Origin of the sequence: Streptomyces sp. NPDC051987 (genome assembly GCF_040680735.1) — a bacterium.
GTDB lineage: Bacteria > Actinomycetota > Actinomycetes > Streptomycetales > Streptomycetaceae > Streptomyces.
This window is the reverse complement of sequence record NZ_JBFAXI010000043.1, coordinates 1-19776: the sequence shown is the minus strand read 5'-3', so window position 1 is coordinate 19776 and position 19776 is coordinate 1. Positions and strand designations below refer to the sequence as shown.

19 protein-coding genes are annotated in these 19776 nt (G+C 70.0%); 12 read left to right on the top strand and 7 right to left on the bottom strand.

All coding sequences use genetic code 11. The annotated features are described in order from the left end of the window. The first annotated feature begins 145 nt into the window (after positions 1-145). Complete coding sequence (locus tag AB0M11_RS23090; protein ID WP_365708359.1) at positions 146-736, top strand: peptidoglycan recognition family protein; 591 nt, start codon at positions 146-148, stop codon at positions 734-736. A gap of 33 nt (positions 737-769) precedes the next feature. Beyond that, a complete protein-coding gene (locus AB0M11_RS23085; protein WP_365708358.1) occupies positions 770-1651 on the top strand; it encodes a pyridoxal-phosphate dependent enzyme in 882 nt (293 codons plus the stop codon). Between the two features lie 206 nt (positions 1652-1857). Here the strand turns inward: AB0M11_RS23085 and AB0M11_RS23080 are convergent, their stop codons facing one another. Beyond that, complete coding sequence (locus tag AB0M11_RS23080; RefSeq protein ID WP_365708356.1) at positions 1858-3453, bottom strand: Na+/H+ antiporter; 1596 nt, start codon at positions 3451-3453, stop codon at positions 1858-1860. 61 nt (positions 3454-3514) lie between these two features. Here AB0M11_RS23080 and AB0M11_RS23075 point away from each other — a divergent pair, with 61 nt between their 5' ends. The 3 genes from AB0M11_RS23075 to AB0M11_RS23065 all read left to right on the top strand — a co-directional run bounded on the left by AB0M11_RS23075 (position 3515) and on the right by AB0M11_RS23065 (position 5552). Next, positions 3515-3775, top strand: a complete 261-nt coding sequence (locus tag AB0M11_RS23075; RefSeq protein ID WP_365708354.1) for a UBP-type zinc finger domain-containing protein — start codon at positions 3515-3517, stop codon at positions 3773-3775. Positions 3776-4047: 272 nt separating this feature from the next. After that, a complete protein-coding gene (locus tag AB0M11_RS23070) occupies positions 4048-4461 on the top strand; it encodes an anti-sigma regulatory factor (RefSeq protein ID WP_004925829.1) in 414 nt (137 codons plus the stop codon). Positions 4462-4478: 17 nt separating this feature from the next. After that, positions 4479-5552 carry an RNA polymerase sigma factor SigF gene (locus tag AB0M11_RS23065; RefSeq protein ID WP_365708352.1) on the top strand — a complete coding sequence of 358 codons (1074 nt, stop codon included), beginning with the start codon at positions 4479-4481 and terminating at the stop codon, positions 5550-5552. A gap of 113 nt (positions 5553-5665) precedes the next feature. On the opposite strand, the gene AB0M11_RS23060 is transcribed toward AB0M11_RS23065, so the two are convergent. Continuing rightward, a complete protein-coding gene (locus tag AB0M11_RS23060) occupies positions 5666-6103 on the bottom strand; it encodes a hypothetical protein (protein ID WP_365708350.1) in 438 nt (145 codons plus the stop codon). A 116-nt stretch (positions 6104-6219) separates the two neighbouring features. Between AB0M11_RS23060 and AB0M11_RS23055 the strand changes: the two genes are divergently transcribed. Then, the gene (locus AB0M11_RS23055; protein ID WP_365708348.1) at positions 6220-7188 is read left to right on the top strand and encodes a diacylglycerol kinase family protein; all 969 of its coding nucleotides are present in this window, start codon (positions 6220-6222) and stop codon (positions 7186-7188) included. A gap of 319 nt (positions 7189-7507) precedes the next feature. Further along, a complete protein-coding gene (locus AB0M11_RS23050; protein WP_010353616.1) occupies positions 7508-7765 on the top strand; it encodes a WhiB family transcriptional regulator in 258 nt (85 codons plus the stop codon). A gap of 179 nt (positions 7766-7944) precedes the next feature. Here the strand turns inward: AB0M11_RS23050 and AB0M11_RS23045 are convergent, their stop codons facing one another. Continuing rightward, positions 7945-9411, bottom strand: a complete 1467-nt coding sequence (locus AB0M11_RS23045; protein WP_365708450.1) for a PAS domain-containing sensor histidine kinase — start codon at positions 9409-9411, stop codon at positions 7945-7947. Positions 9412-10070: 659 nt separating this feature from the next. Here AB0M11_RS23045 and nagB point away from each other — a divergent pair. Both nagB and AB0M11_RS23035 read left to right on the top strand, forming a co-directional pair. Continuing rightward, entirely contained in the window at positions 10071-10856 is a 786-nt protein-coding gene (gene nagB / locus AB0M11_RS23040; RefSeq protein ID WP_365708346.1) for a glucosamine-6-phosphate deaminase, read from the top strand. Positions 10857-10949: 93 nt separating this feature from the next. Further along, positions 10950-11486, top strand: coding sequence for a GNAT family N-acetyltransferase (locus AB0M11_RS23035; RefSeq protein WP_365708344.1), 537 nt, complete (start codon positions 10950-10952; stop codon positions 11484-11486). A gap of 37 nt (positions 11487-11523) precedes the next feature. On the opposite strand, the gene AB0M11_RS23030 is transcribed toward AB0M11_RS23035, so the two are convergent. From AB0M11_RS23030 to AB0M11_RS23015, 4 genes are all read right to left on the bottom strand, one after another. Then, the gene (locus tag AB0M11_RS23030) at positions 11524-13032 is read right to left on the bottom strand and encodes a glycoside hydrolase family 3 protein (RefSeq protein ID WP_365708342.1); all 1509 of its coding nucleotides are present in this window, start codon (positions 13030-13032) and stop codon (positions 11524-11526) included. Between the two features lie 9 nt (positions 13033-13041). Further along, positions 13042-13929, bottom strand: coding sequence for a carbohydrate ABC transporter permease (locus AB0M11_RS23025; protein WP_365708340.1), 888 nt, complete (start codon positions 13927-13929; stop codon positions 13042-13044). Further along, positions 13926-14900: a sugar ABC transporter permease gene (locus tag AB0M11_RS23020; RefSeq protein WP_365708337.1), complete on the bottom strand. Its 975-nt coding sequence runs from the start codon at positions 14898-14900 to the stop codon at positions 13926-13928. Before AB0M11_RS23020 ends, AB0M11_RS23025 begins: the two co-directional genes overlap by 4 nt. A 204-nt stretch (positions 14901-15104) precedes the next feature. Continuing rightward, positions 15105-16394, bottom strand: a complete 1290-nt coding sequence (locus AB0M11_RS23015) for an extracellular solute-binding protein (protein ID WP_365708335.1) — start codon at positions 16392-16394, stop codon at positions 15105-15107. 358 nt (positions 16395-16752) lie between these two features. On the opposite strand from AB0M11_RS23015, the gene AB0M11_RS23010 reads away from it, so the two are divergent. The 3 genes from AB0M11_RS23010 (at position 16753) to mctP (ending at position 19593) form a co-directional block, all read left to right on the top strand. After that, positions 16753-17517: a GntR family transcriptional regulator gene (locus AB0M11_RS23010; protein WP_365708333.1), complete on the top strand. Its 765-nt coding sequence runs from the start codon at positions 16753-16755 to the stop codon at positions 17515-17517. A gap of 175 nt (positions 17518-17692) precedes the next feature. Further along, complete coding sequence (locus tag AB0M11_RS23005; RefSeq protein ID WP_365708331.1) at positions 17693-17968, top strand: DUF3311 domain-containing protein; 276 nt, start codon at positions 17693-17695, stop codon at positions 17966-17968. Further along, positions 17965-19593, top strand: coding sequence for a monocarboxylate uptake permease MctP (gene mctP, locus AB0M11_RS23000; protein WP_365708328.1), 1629 nt, complete (start codon positions 17965-17967; stop codon positions 19591-19593). Before AB0M11_RS23005 ends, mctP begins: the two co-directional genes overlap by 4 nt. Positions 19594-19776: the final 183 nt, after the last annotated feature.

The window sequence follows — 19776 nt, the reverse complement described above, 5'->3', positions numbered from 1 at the left end:
ACACATCACCGTCACCGTCACCCCGTGATATGCCGACTTGTCCCGATCGGCTCACACGGGATCCGAACGTGTTCGAGCGCATTTAACCCGAAAAGATCGACCTGTGTAGAAAACGCAGAAGACCTGGAAAGCGAAGGAGGCGGCCATGGCCCCACCCCTGTCCGCGGAGGCGTTCCTCGACGCGTTGCGGGCCGAGGGCGTGACGGTCGTCGAGGTCGGCGACTGGAGGGAGCACAACCGGAACCACAAGGGCCCCTGGGGCCCGGTCCACGGCGTGATGATCCACCACACGGCGACCCGCGGCACCGAGGCCACGGTCCGGATCTGCCGGGACGGCCGCCCGGACCTCCCCGGCCCGCTGTGCCACGGCGTCGTCACCAAGGACGGCACGGTCCACCTGGTCGGCCACGGTCGCACCAACCACGCGGGCCTGGGCGACGACGACGTGCTGCGCGCGGTGATCGCCGAGAAGGCCCTCCCCCCGGAAGACGAGGCGGACACCGACGGCAACCGGCACTTCTACGGCTTCGAGTGCGAGAACCTGGGAGACGGCGCGGACCCCTGGCCCGAGGCCCAGCTCACGGCGGTCGAGAAGGTGGCCGCGGCGGTGTGCCGGCACCACGGCTGGACGGAACGGTCGGTGATCGGGCACCTGGAGTGGCAGCCGGGGAAGGCCGACCCGCGCGGCTTCCCGATGGCCTGGCTGCGCGGGCGCGTCAGGGACCGGCTGAAGTGAGCCCGCCCGGCGGCCCCGGGCGACAATGACGACGTGACCAGCGCCGACATACTCGTCCCCCGGCTCCCCTCGCCGCTGCAGGAGGTGGCCGACGACCGTTTCGACCGCCACGGCGTCCGCCTTCTTCTCAAGCGGGACGACCTGATCCATCCGGAGCTGATCGGCAACAAGTGGCGCAAGCTGGTGCCGAACATCGAGGCGGCGGCCGGACGGACGGTCCTCACCTTCGGCGGCGCGTACTCCAACCACCTGCGCGCGACGGCCGCCGCGGGCCGCCTCCTCGGCTTTCCGACCGTCGGGGTGGTGCGCGGCGAGGAGCTGGCCGCGCGGCCGCTGAACCCGTCACTGGCGCGGTGCGCGGCCGACGGGATGCGGCTGCACTTCGTCGACCGGGCGACGTACCGGCGCAAGGCCGAGCCGGAGGTGCTGGCCGGTCTGCTGCTCGCGGCGGGCGCCGAGGGGGCGTACGTGGTGCCGGAGGGCGGGAGCAACGCGGCGGCGGTACGCGGCTGCCGGGCCCTCGGCGCGGAACTGCGCGGCCGGGCCGACGTGGTGGCGATCGCCTGCGGGACCGGGGGCACGCTGGCCGGGCTGGCGGCCGGCCTGGGCGCGGAGCAGCGGGCGCTGGGGGTGCCGGTGCTGAGGGGCGGATTCCTGACGGCGGAGATACGGCGGTTGCAGGAGGAGGCGTTCGGCGGGCGGCGCGGCCGCTGGTCGCTCGACGAGCGGTTCCACTTCGGCGGGTACGGCCGTACGGCACCGGAACTCGACGCTTTCGCCGCGGACTTCGAGGAGCGGCACGGGGTGGCGGTGGAGCGGCTGTACGTCGCCAAGTTGCTGTACGGGCTCGCCGAACTGGCACGCGAGGGCGGCCTGGGCCGGGACGCGACCGTGGCGGCGGTACTGACGGCCTGATCCCCACGGCGACCCGATCCCCCGGACGGCCTGCCCGCTACGACGGTCCGACCCCCCGTGGCCCCCCGATCAGCTCCCGCGCCGGCTCCCCGGCTCGGGCCGGCCGGAGCCGCCCCGGAGCCGATACCCAGGTGCGGTGGGCTGTCCGTCGGGCAGCTTCGGGCGGTCATGTCACCGCGGGACGCTCGCGGCGGCCGTGCACCGGCTCACCCGGCCTCCCGGTAGGCGGCTGCCTCCTCCAGGTCCAGCCTGCGCAGCAGGGTCCGCAGCATCTCGTCGTCGATGTAGCGGTGGTCGCGGAGCCGGACGAAGACCGCGCGTTCGGCGCTGATCATCTCGCTGGAGAGGCGGCGATAGGTGTCGTCGACGGACTCGCCGGTGATCGGGTTTGTCTGGCCGAGGCGTTCCCAGACGGCGTTGCGACGGCGCTCCAGGACCGAGCGGAGGCGGTCGGCGAGCGGGGGCGGGAGTTGGTTGCGGTCGTCCGAGAGGAGTTCGTCGAGGCGTGCCTCGGCCGCGCGGGAGGCCTGGGCCTGGGCGTTCGCCTCGGCGAGGGTCTCGGCCTGCGGGTCGCGGCCGGGGAAGCTCAGCCGGCGGATCAGCGGGGGCAGGGTCAGCCCCTGCACGACCAGCGTGCCGATCACCGTGGTGAAGGTCAGGAAAAGGATCAGGTTGCGGTGCGGGAAGGCGCCGCCGCCGTGGACCGTGATCGGGATGGAGAAGGCGATGGCCAGGGAGACCACGCCGCGCATCCCCGCCCACGAGGTCACCATCGCGCCCTTCCAGGTGGGGTTCGGCTCCCGCTCGCGGATCCGCGCGGAGAATATCCGGGGCAGGAAGGCCGCCGGGTAGACCCAGGCGAACCGGGCCGCGACGACCACCAGGAAGACGGCGACGGCGTACCAGGCGGCCTCCACGCCCTCGTACCGGCCGAGCCCCCGCAGGACGATCGGCAGCTGCAGCCCGATCAGGGCGAACACCGCCGACTCCAGGACGAAGGCGACCATCTTCCACACCGCCCCCTCCTGCAGCCGGGTGGCGAAGTCGACCTCCCACGCGCGGTGGCCGAGGTAGAGGGCGACCACCACCACGGCGAGGACGCCGGAGGCGTGGAACTGCTCGGCGACGCCGTAGGCGACGAACGGGATGAGCAGGGACAGGGTGTTCTGGAGCAGCGGCTCCTTCAGGTGGGTGCGGAGCCAGTGCAGGGGCGCCATCAGGATCAGGCCGACGCCCACCCCGCCCACCGCCGCGAGCAGGAACTCCTTGATGCCGCCCGCCCAGGTGGCTCCCTCGCCGACGGCCGCCGCGAGGGCGACCTTGTAGGCGGTGATCGCGGTGGCGTCGTTCAGCAACGACTCGCCCTGGAGGATCGTCGTGATCCGGGAGGGCAGCCCGACCCGGCGCGCGACCGCCGTCGCCGCCACCGCGTCCGGCGGAGCCACCACCGCGCCCAGCACCAGGGCGGCCGTCAGCGGCATGCCCGGGACGAGCAGGTAGACCGCCCAGCCCACCACTACGGTGGCGAAGAGCACGTATCCGACCGAGAGCAGCGCGACCGGCCGCAGCTGGGCCCGCAGGTCGAGATAGGAGCTGTCGGACGCCGAGGTGTAGAGGAGCGGGGGCAGCAGCAGCGGCAGGACCACCTCGGGGTCGAGGGTGTAGTCGGGAATGCCGGGGATGTACGACACCACGAGCCCGACGGCCACCAGGAGCAGGGGCGCCGGTATCGGTGTGCGCCGGGCCGCCGCCGCGATCGCGGCACTCCCCGCCACCAGCAACAGCAGTGGCATCACGTCCATGGTCCTCGCCCGCCCTCTTTTTTCGCGCGGCCACCCGCACGGCCGTCGTAATCTGGCAATCATGAAACAGTGCACGCACCGCGACGCGCTGCCGCTCCCGGAACCCGAGCCGTTGAGCGAGACCTGTCCGGAGTGTCTCGCCAAGGGCTGGCACCCGGTACAGCTGCGGCTCTGTCTGACCTGTGGCCACGTAGCCTGCTGTGATTCGTCGCCGGGCAGACACGCGACCGGCCACCACGAGACGTCGGGTCACCCGGTGATGCGGACGTTCGAGCCCGGCGAGGACTGGCGCTGGTGCTTCGTCGACCACGTCCTCGTGTGACACTGCACTACGGCTGCTGAAGACGACAGCACCGACGGTTCGACGGTTCGGCGCCGGGGTACGTCAACCCGGCGCGCGCTCTTCCCAATTGACCAAGGCAGACCCCTAGACACGGAGCGTATCCACAGGTTTACTGTGAGTGACGCCAGGGGGTTGGGGTCCCGGGGACAGAAAAGTTCGGAGCGCGGTAGCGTCACCGCTGAACCACGTAGTGCGTTACCCCGGGGGGCGACCCTCGGCCCCGAATAGCTTGTACCACCATGGAGGTGAGGGTGTCCCAGATCGCAGGCGAGCCCGCGACCCAGGACTTCGTGGAAGTCCGGCTGCCGGCTGCGGGTGCCTACCTGTCGGTGCTGCGCACGGCCACGGCCGGTCTCGCCGCCCGCTTGGACTTCACCCTGGACGAGATCGAGGATCTACGCATCGCGGTCGACGAGGCGTGCGCGATCCTGCTCCAGCAGGCCGTTCCCGGCTCGGTGCTCAGCTGTGTCTTCCGCCTCGTCGACGACTCGCTGGAGGTCACGGTCTCCGCCCCGACCACGGACGGGCACGCCCCGTCGCGCGACACTTTCGCCTGGACCGTGCTCTCGGCCCTGGCGGGCAAGGTCTCGTCGGCCGTCGACGAGGACAAGACCGTGTCGATCAGCCTCTACAAACAGCGCGGCGCGGGACCCGGGCCGGCGTGAGGAACGAGGACGGGCCGGTGCGGGACGAAGAACGCGGCACACGGGGGCTGTCGGCCGGGGGCGAAGGCCCCGGGGCCGGCTCCCGCCGCATGGCTGACGGCATCGACGGCATCCCGGAACAGGCCAGGCCGCACCCGGAGGACCCCTCCGCGCCGGTCGGCCTGGAGGGTGCCGCGCAGAGCGCGCCCCCGGAAGGGCGGAACGGGGTCGCGGCCCCGCCCCGAGCCGGGGCGAAGGCTCGTGGAAGGGCGACGGGCGGGACGATGAGCGAGCACGAGCGATACGCCGAGGACGAGGCGCTGGCCGCGGAGGTCGTGCAGGCGACCCAGCACGAACCTCAGGACCGCAGCGGCGCGCGCGCCCTCTTCGTCGAGCTGCGCGGGCTGAAGGAGGGCAGCGCCGAGTACGCGGAGCTGCGCAACCGGCTGGTCCGCATGCACCTGCCGCTCGTGGAACATCTCGCCCGCCGGTTCCGCAACCGCGGCGAGCCGCTGGACGACCTCACCCAGGTCGCCACCATCGGCCTGATCAAGTCGGTCGACCGGTTCGACCCGGACCGGGGCGTGGAGTTCTCCACGTACGCCACCCCGACCGTGGTCGGCGAGATCAAGCGGCACTTCCGCGACAAGGGCTGGGCGGTCCGCGTGCCGCGCCGCCTCCAGGAACTGCGGCTCGCGCTCACCACCGCCACGGCGGAGCTCTCCCAGCAGCACGGCCGCTCCCCCACGGTCCACGAGCTGGCCGAGAAGCTGGCCATCTCGGAGGAGGAGGTCCTGGAGGGCCTGGAGTCGGCCAACGCGTACTCCACGCTGTCCCTGGACGTCCCCGACACCGACGACGAGTCCCCGGCCGTCGCCGACACCCTCGGCGCGGAGGACGAGGCGCTGGAGGGCGTCGAATACCGCGAGTCCCTCAAGCCCCTCCTCGAGGACCTCCCGCCCCGGGAGAAGCGGATCCTTCTCCTCCGCTTCTTCGGCAACATGACCCAGTCCCAGATCGCCCAGGAGGTGGGCATCAGCCAGATGCACGTCTCCCGGCTGCTGGCGAGGACCCTGGCCCAGCTGCGAGAGAAGCTGCTGGTGGAGGAGTAGGTCCGCCGCCCCTTGCGGCTCCCCGAGGTGAAGCGCCCCGGAAGGGGCGCTGGGGGCACCCCGGCGGAAGGCTGGGGGAGGAACTGCGCGATCAGCCCCCACCGGCCCGCGGATCAGCTACGACCAGGCCCTTTGATCCCGAGGGCCTGGGTGGTGGCGGAGTTCACCAGCAGCACCAGCGAAGCCACCGCGACCACGGCGAGAGCGATCCCCAGGGGAATCAACACGCTGTTGACCTGCAGGAGGTCGTAGGCGACCAGGAGAGCCATCAGCTGCGTGATCACCGCCGGTCCCCGGCTCCAGCTCTTCCGCAGCAGGAGCCCGCGCGCCGCCAGCAGGGGCAGCAGCGCCAGCACGACGAAGACGACGCCGAGAGACACGGCCTGGCCGGGTTTGTCCGCCGATCCGATGAGGCCGAGCACGATCCTCCACGCCCCCGCGACCGACAGCGCGAGCCCTTCCAGCCCGACCAGCGCGGCGGCGTACGTCAGCCGCGGCGGACGGGGCGCCTCGAATCCGTCGGTCTTCTCAGCCGTAGGTGCTTCACTCACCCCAGCAGGGTAGCCCTCGGCCGACACCCGTACGTGTTCAGGCTCACGCCCCTGTCTCTTACCGGATCCCTAACTCGGTCTGGGATCGGTACTTTCCAGTAGGTACGCTGCAATCCATGCGTGCACTTCTCGTGGTCAATCCGGCGGCAACCACCACAAGCGCACGTAGGCGCGACGTCCTCATCCACGCGCTCGCCAGTGAGGTGAAGCTGGAGGCGGTCACCACCGAGTACCGCGGCCACGCCCGCGACCTGGCGCGGCTCGCGGCGGAGAGCGACGACATCGACCTCGTCGTGGCGCTCGGCGGCGACGGCACGGTCAACGAGGTGGTCAACGGTCTCCTCCACAACGGCCCCGACCCGCACCGGCTGCCCGGCCTCGCCGTGGTCCCCGGCGGCTCGACCAATGTCTTCGCCCGCGCCCTCGGCCTGCCCAACGACCCGGTCGAGGCCACCGGCGACCTGCTGGACGCGCTGCGCAAGAAACGCGAGCGCCTCGTCGGCCTCGGCCTGACCGCCGGCACGCCCGGCACCGAGGACGAGGCCGTCCCGGCCCGCTGGTTCACCTTCAACGCCGGGCTCGGTTTCGACGCCGGCGTGGTCGGCCGGGTGGAGCAGCAGCGTGAACGCGGTAAGAAATCCACGCACGCGCTGTACGTGCGCCAGGTGGTCCGGCAGTTCCTGGGCGAGCAGCACCGACGGCACGGCACGATCAGGCTGGAGCGGCCCGGCGCCGACCCGATCGACGACCTCGTCGTGGCGATAGTCTCGAACACCTCACCCTGGACGTATCTCGGCAATCGCCCGATGTACACGTCACCTAAGGCCTCGTTCGATAAGGGCATCGACGTGCTCGGTCTCAGCCGCCTGTCGACCGCCGCGGCTGCCCGATATGGCACACAGTTGCTCACTTCGTCCCCCGAGCGCGGACCCCACGGCAGGCATGCGGTGTCGCTGCACGACCTGGACCAGTTCACCTTGCATTCGAAGGTGCCCCTCCCCCTCCAGATGGACGGCGACCACCTAGGACTGCGTACGAGCGTGACGTTCACAGGCGTACGCAGTGCACTGCGTGTGATTGTGTGAGCGGAACGGGCTAAAGTCCTTTCACTCGAACGTTTAGGCCAGGATCCACCCCATGGAAGTACGGCTGTGACCCAGTCGACACCGAGGAATCAAAAAAAACTTTCCGGAAGGGGTTGTATCCGCCGCTGAGGTTTGCGAGGCTCTACGTGGCGATCGGGACGGCCCGCAAGACCGGCCTCCACTGATCGCCGGAATCCCCTTCAACTCACAGGACCCCTGCCAGGGAACCTGGCGGTCGGCCCTTCACTTGTTGAGGGATTCGTGAAAGCGTTCACATTCACAAGCAACGTGCATGTAATACCAAGGAGAGGTAGCAGCCATGGACTGGCGTCACAACGCCGTTTGCCGCGAGGAAGACCCCGAGCTCTTCTTCCCCATCGGCAACACCGGTCCTGCGCTGCTGCAGATCGAGGAAGCCAAGGCCGTCTGCCGTCGCTGCCCCGTCATGGATCAGTGTCTGCAGTGGGCGCTCGAGTCCGGTCAGGACTCCGGCGTCTGGGGTGGTCTCAGCGAGGACGAGCGTCGCGCGATGAAGCGCCGTGCCGCCCGCAACCGGGCCCGTCAGGCCACCGCCTGACAGTCCCACCCCTGGTGACAGCCTGAGCTTGGCGGCGCGCACAGCGAGTGCGCATCTCCCGCCCCCGAGCCGCAGCGCGCAGTACCCCGATGCGCTTAGCAGTAAGAGCAGCAACGAGCGAGCAGCCCCGGACCCACCAGGTCCGGGGCTCTTTGCTGTACCCGGCGCCCCGGTCCGCGTCACTTCTGCGGGCGCACCGGCACGTCGAGGATCACCCGGGTCCCCCGCTCCGGCGCCGGCACCATGTCGAAGGTGCCGCCCAACTCGCCCTCCACCAGCGTCCGTACGATCTGCAGACCGAGGTTGCCGGAGCGCTGCGGGTCGAAGCCCTCGGGCAGGCCCACGCCGTCGTCCTGGACGGTGACGAGCAGCCGGGCCTCCTTGGTGGTGCCGCCGCGGACCGCCGTGACCTCGACGGTGCCCGTGTCGCCCTCGCGGAAGCCGTGTTCGAGGGCGTTCTGCAGGATCTCGGTGAGAACCATCGACAGCGGGGTGGCGACCTCGGCGTCGAGTATCCCGAAGCGGCCGGTGCGCCGGCCGGTGACCTTCCCGGGCGAGATCTCGGCGACCATGGCGAGCACCCGGTCCGCGATCTCGTCGAACTCCACGCGCTCGTCCAGGTTCTGGGACAGCGTCTCATGCACGATGGCGATCGAGCCGACCCGCCGGACCGCCTCCTCCAGGGCCTCCCGGCCGCGCTCGGACTCGATGCGCCGGGCCTGGAGCCGCAGCAGCGCGGCGACCGTCTGGAGGTTGTTCTTCACCCGGTGGTGGATCTCCCGGATGGTCGCGTCCTTGGTGATCAACTCGCGCTCGCGGCGGCGCAGTTCGGTGACGTCCCGGAGCAGCACCAGGGAACCGATGCGGGTGCCCTTGGGCTTGAGCGGGATCGCCCGGAACTGGATGACGCCGTCCTCCGACTCGATCTCGAACTCGCGCGGCGCCCAGCCGCTGGCGAGTTTGGCGAGCGCCTCGTCCACCGGCCCCTTGGTCGGGGCGAGTTCGGCGGTGGTCTGGCCGAGGTGGTGGCCGAGCAGGTCGGCGGCGAGACCGAGGCGGTGGTAGGCGGAGAGGGCGTTCGGGGAGGCGTACTGGACGATGCCGTCGCCGTCCACCCGGATCAGGCCGTCGCCGACCCGTGGCGAGGCGTCCATGTCGACCTGCTGGTTCGGGAAGGGAAACGATCCGGCGGCGATCATCTGCGCCAGGTCGGAGGCGCTCTGCAGGTAGGTGAGCTCAAGGCGGCTCGGGGTGCGCACGGTCAGCAGGTTGGTGTTGCGGGCGATGACCCCGAGGACCCGGCCCTCGCGCCGCACCGGGATGGACTCGACCCGTACGGGGACCTCCTCGCGCCACTCCGGGTCGCCCTCGCGGACGATCCGGCCCTCGTCCAGGGCGATGTCCAGCATGGGCCGGCGGCCGCGCGGGACCAGGTGGCCGACCATGTCGTCCTGGTACGAGGTGGGGCCGGTGTTGGGGCGCATCTGCGCCACCGAGACGTACCGGGTGCCGTCCCGGGTGGGAACCCACAGGACCAGGTCGGCGAAGGAGAGATCGGAGAGCAGCTGCCACTCCGAGACCAGCAGGTGGAGCCACTCCAGGTCGGAGTCGTCGAGGGCGGTGTGCTGGCGGACCAGCTCGTTCATGGAGGGCACGTCTGTGAGCGTACCTGGCGGTATGTGGATGGCCGAAAAACAGCGGGCCGCGAAGCCGGCGGGGAGGAGGCGTGCGGGCCCGGAGACACCCGCGGGCCGCGGCGCCTGAGAGGGACCCTCAACCCTCCCGGCACCGCAGCCCGGAGCAGCAACGGCCGTGGGGTGTGCGGTCCCGGTCGGCCGAAGGCGAGGAGCCGGGGCAGTCAGGGCAGAGAGCTCCGGTTCCTCGGTCCGCCTTCCTGTGCGGGGAAGACGGAAGAGCGTGGCTGTGCGGTACGACGGGTGCCGTGACCATTCAGCACTCGTACGCAATTGTGGACTAGACCACGGTGTGTGTCCATGCGTTGGAGGCAGTTCACAGGTGATCCGACCGCAGCGTAGCCCCCCGGAGGGGGTCGTGGGGCCGGAAGCCCGGGGCAATTTTCCGGGGCTCGGCGAGGGCGTCGCGGCGAGCCGGGGAAGTTCTCCCCCATTCACCCCGTCTGACGCATTCGCGTAACCTCGCGCATGTCCCCTTTCTCTGCACTTTCTCTGCGTCCGACCTGCGGGGACAGGGGTCGGTTCTGTTAGATTTGATCCCGTCCGATTGGTCTAAACCACATAGACCGTTCAGACCACCCTCCAGCCCTCTTGAGAACGGCAGGCCCAGCGTGGAAGTTGTCATCGTCCCGGACGCCGCCGCGGGTGGCGAGCTGATCGCCGAGGCCATCGCGCAGCTGATCGGGCAGAAGCCGGACGCGCTGCTCGGAGTGGCCACCGGCTCGACCCCGCTGCCCGTGTACCAGGCGCTCACCGCCAAGGTCCGCGCCGGTGCCGTGGACACCTCCCGGGTGCGCATAGCCCAGCTCGACGAATACGTGGGGCTGCCGGCCGAGCATCCGGAGTCGTACCGGTCGGTGCTGCGCCGCGAGGTGCTGGAGCCGCTCGGGATCGGGATGGAGGCGTTCCTCGGCCCCGACGGCGCGGCCGAGGACGTACGGGCCGCCTGCCAGGCCTACGACGCGGAGCTGGCGCGGGCCGGGGGCGTGGATCTGCAGCTGCTCGGGATCGGGACCGACGGGCACATCGGGTTCAACGAGCCGTGCTCGTCACTGGCCTCGCGGACGCGGATCAAGACGCTGACCGAGCAGACGCGGATCGACAACGCGCGGTTCTTCGACGGGGACATCGCGCAGGTGCCGCACCACGTCATCACCCAGGGCATCGGGACGATCCTGGAGGCGCGGCATCTGGTGCTGCTGGCCACGGGTGAGGGCAAGGCCGACGCGGTCGCGGCGACGGTGGAGGGACCGGTCGCCGCGGTGTGCCCGGCGTCGGCGCTGCAACTGCATCCGCATGCGACGGTCGTCGTGGACGAGGGTGCCGCGTCGAAGCTGAAGTTCGCGGACTACTTCCGGTACACCTTCGCCAACAAGCCGGACTGGCAGGGGATCTGAGGTCGGCCGGACCTGCCGTTTCCGGTTTCGTCGCGGGCTGAAGGCTGTGGTGGGCCGGCCCGGAGGGAGAACGGGAGCGGTAGGTTGCCGGGCATGACTGTCCTGGGAAACGACGTCTGGCCGCCTGACCCGATCAAGACAGAGCGACTCGTCCTGCGTGCCTGTGCGGCACCGGACCGTGCGCTGGTCATCGAGCTGAACGCGTCACCCGAGGTGAGTACCTACCTCGGTGGGCCCCAGCCGCGTGACGAGCTCGAACGCACGGTGCCCGAGGTGCCCGGGCAGCGCCCCGGCTTCTTCGTGGTCGAGCTCGACGGCGCGGCGATCGGCACCGTCCAGCTCGACCCGCACGAACCCGAGCGTTCGCCGGACCGTCGGGCGGCCGGGGACACCGCGCTCGGTTACCTGTTCCTGCCTCCCGCATGGGGACACGGGTACGCCGCCGAGGCCTGCGCGGCGGCCCTCGACTGGTTCTCCGACGCGCTTCCCGGCGAACCGGTGGTGCTCTACACCCAGACCGCCAACCTCCGCTCCATGCGCCTCGCGGCGAAGCTGGGGTTCACCGAGCTGGAGCGGTTCCACGCGTGGGGCGCCGAGCAGTGGTTCGGCGTGCGGTCCCCGGCCCGGTGACCGTGCCGGGGCCGAGGACCACCCCCAGGGGGACCCCCTACGCGCTGACGCCCGCGATGACCTCGGCCGCCGCCACCCCGCACACCCGTGCCGCGCCGTGGGTCGCGATGTGCAGGGCGCCCCGGGGCGCGGTCTGGGGCAGGCCCATCTCCACCACGATCGTGTCGGGGCGGGCCGTGAGCAGCGTGTCCAGAGCCCGGCTCATCCAGGGATGACGGTGTTCGTCGCGTACCACCGCGACGACCCGGCGCTCCCCCGCCGCCACGATCGCCGCGTGACCCGCGTCCTCACCCGCGAAACTGCCGCTCTCGGTACCGGGCAGCAGGCGGGCCAGCTCGGCCGAGACGCCCCAGGGGGTCTCCGTGCCCACCGCGATGTTGGTCTCGGGGGTGAGGGAGGCGACGAAGAGGGGCTCGGTCGGCGGCAGGTACGGGTCGACGCGCGTCACATGGAGCGCGCGCCGGGCCGCGACGAGGCCGATGTCCGTGCGGGCGGGGTCCGGGTGGGCCACGGGCGCCGTGGAGGTCCAGCTCGCCAGCTCCCGTACCCGCCGCGCCGCGTCGGCCAGGCGCTCCTCGGGAAGTTCGCCGGAGCGGACCGCCGCGACCAGGGCGTCCCGCAGCCGCCGTACCGTCTCGTCGTCCGAGAGGCCGCCGCCCACGCAGATCGCGTCGGCTCCGGCGGCGACCGCCAGGACGGTGCCGTGTTCGATGCCGTAGGTCGCGGCGATGGCCTGCATCTCGATGCCGTCGGTGACGATCAGGCCGTCGTAGCCGAGTTCGCCGCGGAGCAGGTCGGTCAGGACGCGGTGGGACAGCGTCCCCGGCCGGGACGGGTCCAGGGCCGGGACCAGGATGTGCGCGCTCATCACCGCGCGGGTGCCGGCGGCGATGGCGGCGCGGAACGGGACCAGCTCGCGGGCGTGCAGGAGGTCGGCGGTCGCGTCGATGCGGGGCACCGCGAGGTGGGAGTCGACGGCCGTGTCGCCGTGGCCCGGGAAGTGCTTGGTGCAGGCGGCCACCCCGGCCGCCTGGAGGCCGGTGACGTAGGCCGCGGTGTGGCGGGCGACCAGCTCCTGGTCGGCGCCGAAGGAGCGGACGCCGATGACCGGGTTGGCGGAGTTGGAGTTCACGTCGGCGGACGGGGCCCAGTTGAAGTTCACCCCGCAGGCGGCGAGACGGCGGCCCAGTTCGAGGGCGACCTGCCGGGTCAGCTCCGGGTCGTCGACGGCGCCGAGGGCGTGGTTGCCGGGGAAGGAGGAGCCGGTGCGCACCTCAAGGCGGGTGACGTCACCGCCCTCCTCGTCGACCGCCACCAGGACGTCGTCCCGCTCGGCACGCAACTGCGCGGTGAGTGCCGCGAGTTGCTCGGCCGAGACGATGTTGCGGCCGAACACGCCCACGGAGGCGAGGCCTTCGCCGAGCCGGCGCAGCAGCCAGTCGGGGGCGGTGGTGCCGGTGAAGCCCGGCTGCAGGACGGTCAGCGCGTCGCGGGTGATTCGGTCTTTCGAATCGAACGCAGCCGTACCGCTGGCGAATGTCGTCATCGGATGGGGTTATCCCTTCACGGCGCCCGCGGTGAGGCCCGCGGCCATCTTGCGCTGGACGAGGAGGAAGAGGACGACGATCGGCACGGCCATCATCGTGGCGCCGGCCATCATCGGGGCGTATTCGGTGCCGTGCTTCGTGGAGAAGTTGGCGAGCCAGACGGTCGCGGTCTGGTGCTCCTGACTGAGCAGCATCAGGGCGTAGAGGTACTCGTTCCAGGCCTGGATGAAGGCGTAGACCGAGGTGGCGACCATGCCGGGGGCGAGCAGCGGGAAGACCACGCGGACGAAGGCGCCGGTACGGGAGCAGCCGTCCACCATGGCGGCCTCCTCCAGCTCCTTCGGGATGTTGACGATGAAGCCGCGCAGGGTCCACACGGTGAAGGGCAGGATGAAGGTCAGGTAGGTGATGATCAGGCCGCTGAGTTTGTCGTACTGGTCCAGGTCGTTGAGGAGCAGGAAGACCGGGATGATCATGGCGACCAGTGGGACCATCTGGACGGCGAGGATGCCGACGATCACGACCTTGCGGCCGCGGAAGGCGAACCGGGAGATGGCGAGGGCCGCCAGCAGGCCGATGACCATGCCGATCGCGACGACCGAGAGGGAGACGATCAGGCTGCGGCCGACCGGGCCCCAGAAGTCGGCGATGTCCAGCGCGCGGCGGAAGTTGGACAGGGTGATGCCGGTGGGCAGCAGGCTCGGGTCCGGGTCGATGGCGTCCTTCGCCGGCTTGAACGCCGTGTTGACCATCCAGTAGACGGGGAAGCCGGCGACGAGGAAGACGAGCAGGCCCAGGAGGTTCCAGCCGGCCTTCGACTTCCTGGGGCCGGCGGCGGGGCGGCCCGGGGCGGCGGGGCCGGGGGTGGTGGGGCCGGGGGTGGCGACGGTGCTCATTCGACCTCTCCGATCTTCAGCATCTGGCGCATGTACACGGCGACGACGCCGAGCAGGAGGAGCACGGTGAGCAGGGCGATCGCGGACCCCTGTCCGTAGTCGTTGACCACGAAGGCGCGGTCGTAGGAGTAGGTGGTCAGCAGCTGGAACTCGGGCTCGGGGTGGCCGCCGCGCATCACGAAGACCTGCGGGAAGACGCCCATGTCCCAGATGACCGACAGCGTCGTGAGCATCACGATGATCGGTTTGAGGATGGGGAGGGTGACGTAGCGGAACACGCCCCAGGCGCCCGCGCCGTCGAGCCGGGCCGCCTCCTCCAGTTCCTTGGGGACCTGGGTCAGACCGGCGCTCAGCGTGATGACCACGAAGGGCACGGCCCCCCAGACCACCAGCAGCATGATCACCGCGAGCCCCTGGGGTCCGCTGGCGAACCAGTTGTGGCCGATCATCTCGACGCCCGGGACTTTGCTGAGCAGGGCGTTGAGGATGCCGTAGTCGGAGTCGAACAGCCACTTGAAGAGCGTGGTGGCGACGATGACGGGCATGCCCCAGCTGGCCACCAGCACGATGTTGACCAGCGTCTTCACCCAGCCGGAGACGCGCTGCAGCAGCAGGGCGATGAGCATGCCGACCACCATGGTGAAGACCACGCAGCCGACGGCGAAGACGATCGTGCGCAGCACGACCTGCCAGAACTCGCTGTCGCCCAGCACCTTGGAGAAGTTCCCGAACCCGACCCACTCGGCCGGCTTGAACCCCCAGAGCTGGGACTGCCCGAACTCCTGGAAGGAGAGCGTGACCAGCCGATAGAGGGGATAGCCGAGGACGAGCCCGAGGATCGCCAGGCAGGGCGCGAGCAACAGCCAGGGCACGGCGGGTCCGCCGGAGCGCCGGTTCACCCGTGGTCTGTGCGGGAAGTCCGGTGGCGGTGCCGGCACCTTGGCGGGTGTGGTCGTTTCAACGGCACTCATCGTGCGCTCCTCAAGCAGATCGAGAGAGGCCTGCAGCTGCGCACCCTCGGGGGCGCTGGGGGTCCCCCCGGCCGAAGGCCGGGGGGAGGAACTGCGCGACCAGCCACAACCAACCGGGACCAGCCCACCGGCCTGATGCGGCACTTTCCGGCGTCACCTCTCGGCCGGACCTGACCCCCGTCGGCCAGGCCCGGCCGCAGGCCACTAGTTGGTGCTGTTGATGACCTTGTCGATCGCCGCGTCGGCCTCCTTGGCCGCCGCCTGGACCGTCTCCTTGCCGGTGCCGATGTTCTGCAGCATGTTCTGCAGCACCTGCGCCTTCTCGACCTGGCCCCAGCCCGGCGCCATCGGCACGAACCAGTTGGACGCGGCCGCCTCGGCCGGCACCGCGGTCGCCGGGTCGCTCTTCAGCGTCGCGAGGTCGGTCTTGTTGTTGGGCAGGTTGCCCTTGGCCATCAGGCCCTTCTGGCCGGACGGGCCGGTGAACGCGTTGATCCACTCGGCGGCGAGGGCCTGCGCCTTGGACTTCACCGGGATGGCGAGGTCCGAGCCGCCCAGGAAGACCGGCATGTTCTTGCCGGACGGGCCGGGCATCACGAAGTTGACGAGGTTGTTCTTCAGCTTGCCGCCGGTCTTGTCGTTCTTCGGGTCGGCCGCGGTCGCGCCCTCCCAGGCGGCACCGAAGATCATGGCCGACTTGCCCTGGCCGTAGACGATGTACCGGTCGGACTCGTCCTTGGTCTTGTCACCGTGCATGTACTTGTCGATGACGTTCTTGAACTCGGTGAGGCCCTTGACCGACTCGGCCGAGGAGAGGTTGCCCTGCCACTTGCCGCCGTTCTCCACGGCGATGGAGCCGCCGGCGTCGTAGACGAAGGACATGGCCGCGTACCAGTCACGGGTGGGCTGGTACCAGGCGCTGAACTTGTCGCCCTCCTTCTTCTGGATCTTGTCCAGGTCGGCGGTCAGCTCGGCGTAGGTCTTCGGCGTGGTCTTGATGCCGGCCGAGGCGGCGATGTCCTTGCGCCAGTTGGCGACCCGGCCACCGGCGTAGTACGGCACACCGTAGGTCTTGCCCTGGTAGGTCACGGAGGCCTTGAGACCGTCCAGCCACTGGTCGGAGCTGGTGAACTGGGAGGCATCGACGGGGGCGAAGGCGCCCTTGACCATGTAGCCGAGCATCTCGGTGTTGCCCATCTCGACCACGTCGGGGGCCTTGTCCGTGGCGAGGACGGCGTCCAGCTTGGTGTTCTTGTCCGGCCAGCCGTAGTACTCGTGCTTGATCTTGACGCCGGGGTGCTTCTTCTGCACGGCGGCGTCGGCGGCCTTGACCAGGTTCGGCCAGTTGTTCTGCGCGTCCACCGTGAGCCAGACGGTCAGCTCCTTGGCGTCCGAGCCCTGGGACTTGTTGTCGTCCTTGTTGTCGCTGCCACACGCCGCGATGGAGAAGACCATGCCCGCGATACCAATCGCGGCTATCAGCTTGCGCGTCACGCCACCCTCCTCAGGGATGCCACAAACCCCCCTGCCTCCCCGCACGAGCGTTGGGCCGGGACCTGGACCAATGGTGTAGACCAGTGCGGGAAGCTTGGCCCAGACCACCAGGCCTGTCAAGGGCGGTCGAATAGGCTCCGACCAGCCGTTATGGGACCTACATATGCAGGAACCTTTAAGTAAGAACCCCTCGAAAAGCCGGGGCGTGGACGAGACAATTCCGGTAGACCACTTGAGCTATGGACTAGACCAGATCACTCCGCGACGGTATACAGAGGGGATCACGCAGCGTGCAGGGCGAATCCCGGTACGCTGCCGTGCCACGAGGCCAGCAGCACCGGAGCCGGGAAGGCGGAGCATGAGCACCGACGTCAGCAGTGCGGAGAACGAGAGCGGGACAGCCGTCCGTACCGCGCGCGTGCCCAAGTACTACCGCCTGAAGAAGCACCTGCTCGACATGACCGAGACACAGGCCCCCGGCACCCCGGTCCCGCCAGAGCGCACCCTGGCCGCCGAGTTCGACACCTCCCGCACCACCGTCCGCCAGGCACTCCAGGAGCTGGTGGTGGAGGGCCGCCTGGAGCGGATCCAGGGCAAGGGCACCTTCGTCGCCAAGCCCAAGGTCTCCCAGGCGCTCCAGCTCACCTCGTACACCGAGGACATGCGCGCCCAGGGACTGGAGCCGACCTCGCAGCTGCTGGACATCGGTTACATCACCGCCGACGACCGGCTCGCCGGCCTGCTCGACATCAGCGCCGGCGGCCGGGTGCTGCGCATCGAGCGGCTGCGCATGGCCAACGGCGAGCCGATGGCGATCGAGACCACCCACCTGAGCGCGAAGCGCTTTCCGGCCCTGCGCCGCTCCCTGGTCAAGTACACGTCCCTCTACACCGCCCTCGCAGAGGTGTACGACATCCACCTCGCCGAGGCCGAGGAGACCATCGAGACCTCGCTGGCCACCCCGCGCGAGGCCGGCCTGCTCGGCACCGACGTGGGCCTGCCGATGCTGATGCTCTCCCGGCATTCCCTGGACCACGAGGGCCAGCCGGTGGAATGGGTGCGCTCGGTGTACCGCGGCGACCGCTACAAGTTCGTCGCGCGGCTCAAGCGGCCCACGGACTGAGGCCCCTCGGCCACCCTCTGCCTGACGGCGCGTCACCCTTCTCCACGGAATCGACATACCGATACGCCGAGGAGGTCTTCCGCTGACCCCACGCGTTCGCCATGATTGCCTGCGCATTACACAGGTGAACACAACGGCGATCGCCGTGCGGTCGGTGAGGGGACGGAGCCGCGAGATGTCAGATGCGTCCGATGTGACCAGAGCGGCGGCGGTGACGCCGCTGCGCGTCGTCATCGCCCTGTGCCTGGCAGCGCCCTTCGTGGGCATGCTGTGGGTGGGCTCGTACGCCAGGACGGACCCGGAGTTCATCGGGATCCCGTTCTTCTACTGGTACCAGATGCTGTGGGTGCTGCTCTCCACCGCGCTCACGGTGATCGCCCACCAGCTGTGGCAGCGGGACCAGCGCGCCCGCAAGGCCGCCCCGAGCACGGACGGGGGTGTGCAGCGGTGAAGGACGGTGTGAACGGCGTCGCGCTCGGCGTCTTCCTCTTCTTCTTCCTGGCCGTCACGGCCGTCGGCTTCTGGGCCGCCCGCTGGCGCAAGGCCGAGAACGAGCACTCCCTCGACGAATGGGGCCTCGGCGGCCGGTCGTTCGGAACCTGGATCACCTGGTTCCTGCTCGGCGGCGACCTGTACACGGCGTACACCTTCGTCGCCGTACCGGCGGCGATCTACGCGGCGGGCGCGGCGGGCTTCTTCGCGGTGCCGTACACGATCCTGGTCTACCCGCTGATCTTCACGTTCCTGCCGCGTCTGTGGTCGGTCTCGCACAAGCACGGCTATGTGACCACCTCGGACTTCGTGCGCGGCCGCTTCGGCTCCCGGGGCCTGTCGCTGGCCGTGGCGCTGACCGGCATCCTGGCGACGATGCCGTACATCGCGCTGCAGCTCGTGGGCATCCAGGCGGTGCTCGACGTGATGGGTGTCGGCGGCAGCGACGGCACCAACTGGTTCGTGAAGGACCTCCCGCTCCTCATCGCCTTCGGTGTGCTCGCGGCCTACACCTACTCCTCCGGCCTGCGGGCCCCCGCCCTGATCGCCTTCGTGAAGGACACGCTGATCTACCTCGTCATCGCGGTGGCGATCATCTACATCCCGATCAAACTGGGCGGCTTCGACGACATCTTCGCCAAGGCGGGCGCCGCGTTCGCCCAGACCAACCCGGCGACCGGCAAGCCGCGCGGCGCGCTGGTCCCGGCCGAGGCCGGCCAGTGGACGTACGCCACTCTGGCACTGGGCTCCGCGCTGGCCCTGTTCATGTACCCGCACTCGGTCACCGCGACGCTCTCCTCCAAGAGCCGTGAGGTGATCCGGCGCAACACCACGATCCTGCCGCTGTACTCCCTCATGCTGGGCCTGCTCGCCCTGCTGGGCTTCATGGCCATCGCGGCCGGCGTCAAGGTCACCAACGGCCAGCTGGCCATCCCCCAGTTGTTCGAGAACATGTTCCCGGACTGGTTCGCCGGGGTCGCCTTCGCGGCGATCGGCATCGGCGCCCTGGTCCCGGCGGCCATCATGTCCATCGCGGCCGCGAACCTCTTCACCCGCAACATCTACCGGGACTTCATCAAGCCGGACGCCACGCCGAAGCAGGAGGCCCAGGTGTCCAAGCTGGTGTCCCTGCTGGTGAAGGTCGGCGCGCTGGTCTTCGTCCTCACCATGGACAAGACGGTCGCCATCAACTTCCAGCTCCTCGGCGGCATCTGGATCCTGCAGACCTTCCCGGCCCTGGTCGGCGGCCTGTTCACCCGCTGGTTCCACCGCTGGGCGCTGCTGGCGGGCTGGGCGGTCGGCATGGTGTACGGCACGGTCGCCGCGTACGGCGTGGCCTCTCCCACCCAGAAGCACTTCGGCGGCTCCTCGAAGGAGATCCCCGGCATCGGCGAGATCGGCTACATCGGCCTCACGGCGTTCGTCATGAACGTGGTGGTGACGGTGGTCCTGACCTTCGCCCTGCGGGCCCTGAAGGCCCCGGAGGGCATCGACGAGACCGAGCCCCAGGACTACACGGCGGACGCGGGCGACCCCGGCGTGGAGGTCGAACTCCCTCCGGCCGTCGCGGGAAGCGCCCACTGAAACGCGCCCCATAGGGGCGCTGGGGTCCCCCCGGCCGAAGGCTGGGGGGAACTGCGCGACCAACCCCCCACAACCCGCAGCGGGGCGCCGGGGGCCCCCCCACGGGGGCCCCCACCACGTCTATCAACCTAAAAGCAGTCTTTAGCAACCACACCACCGCCAAACAAAAAATGGAGATAGGAA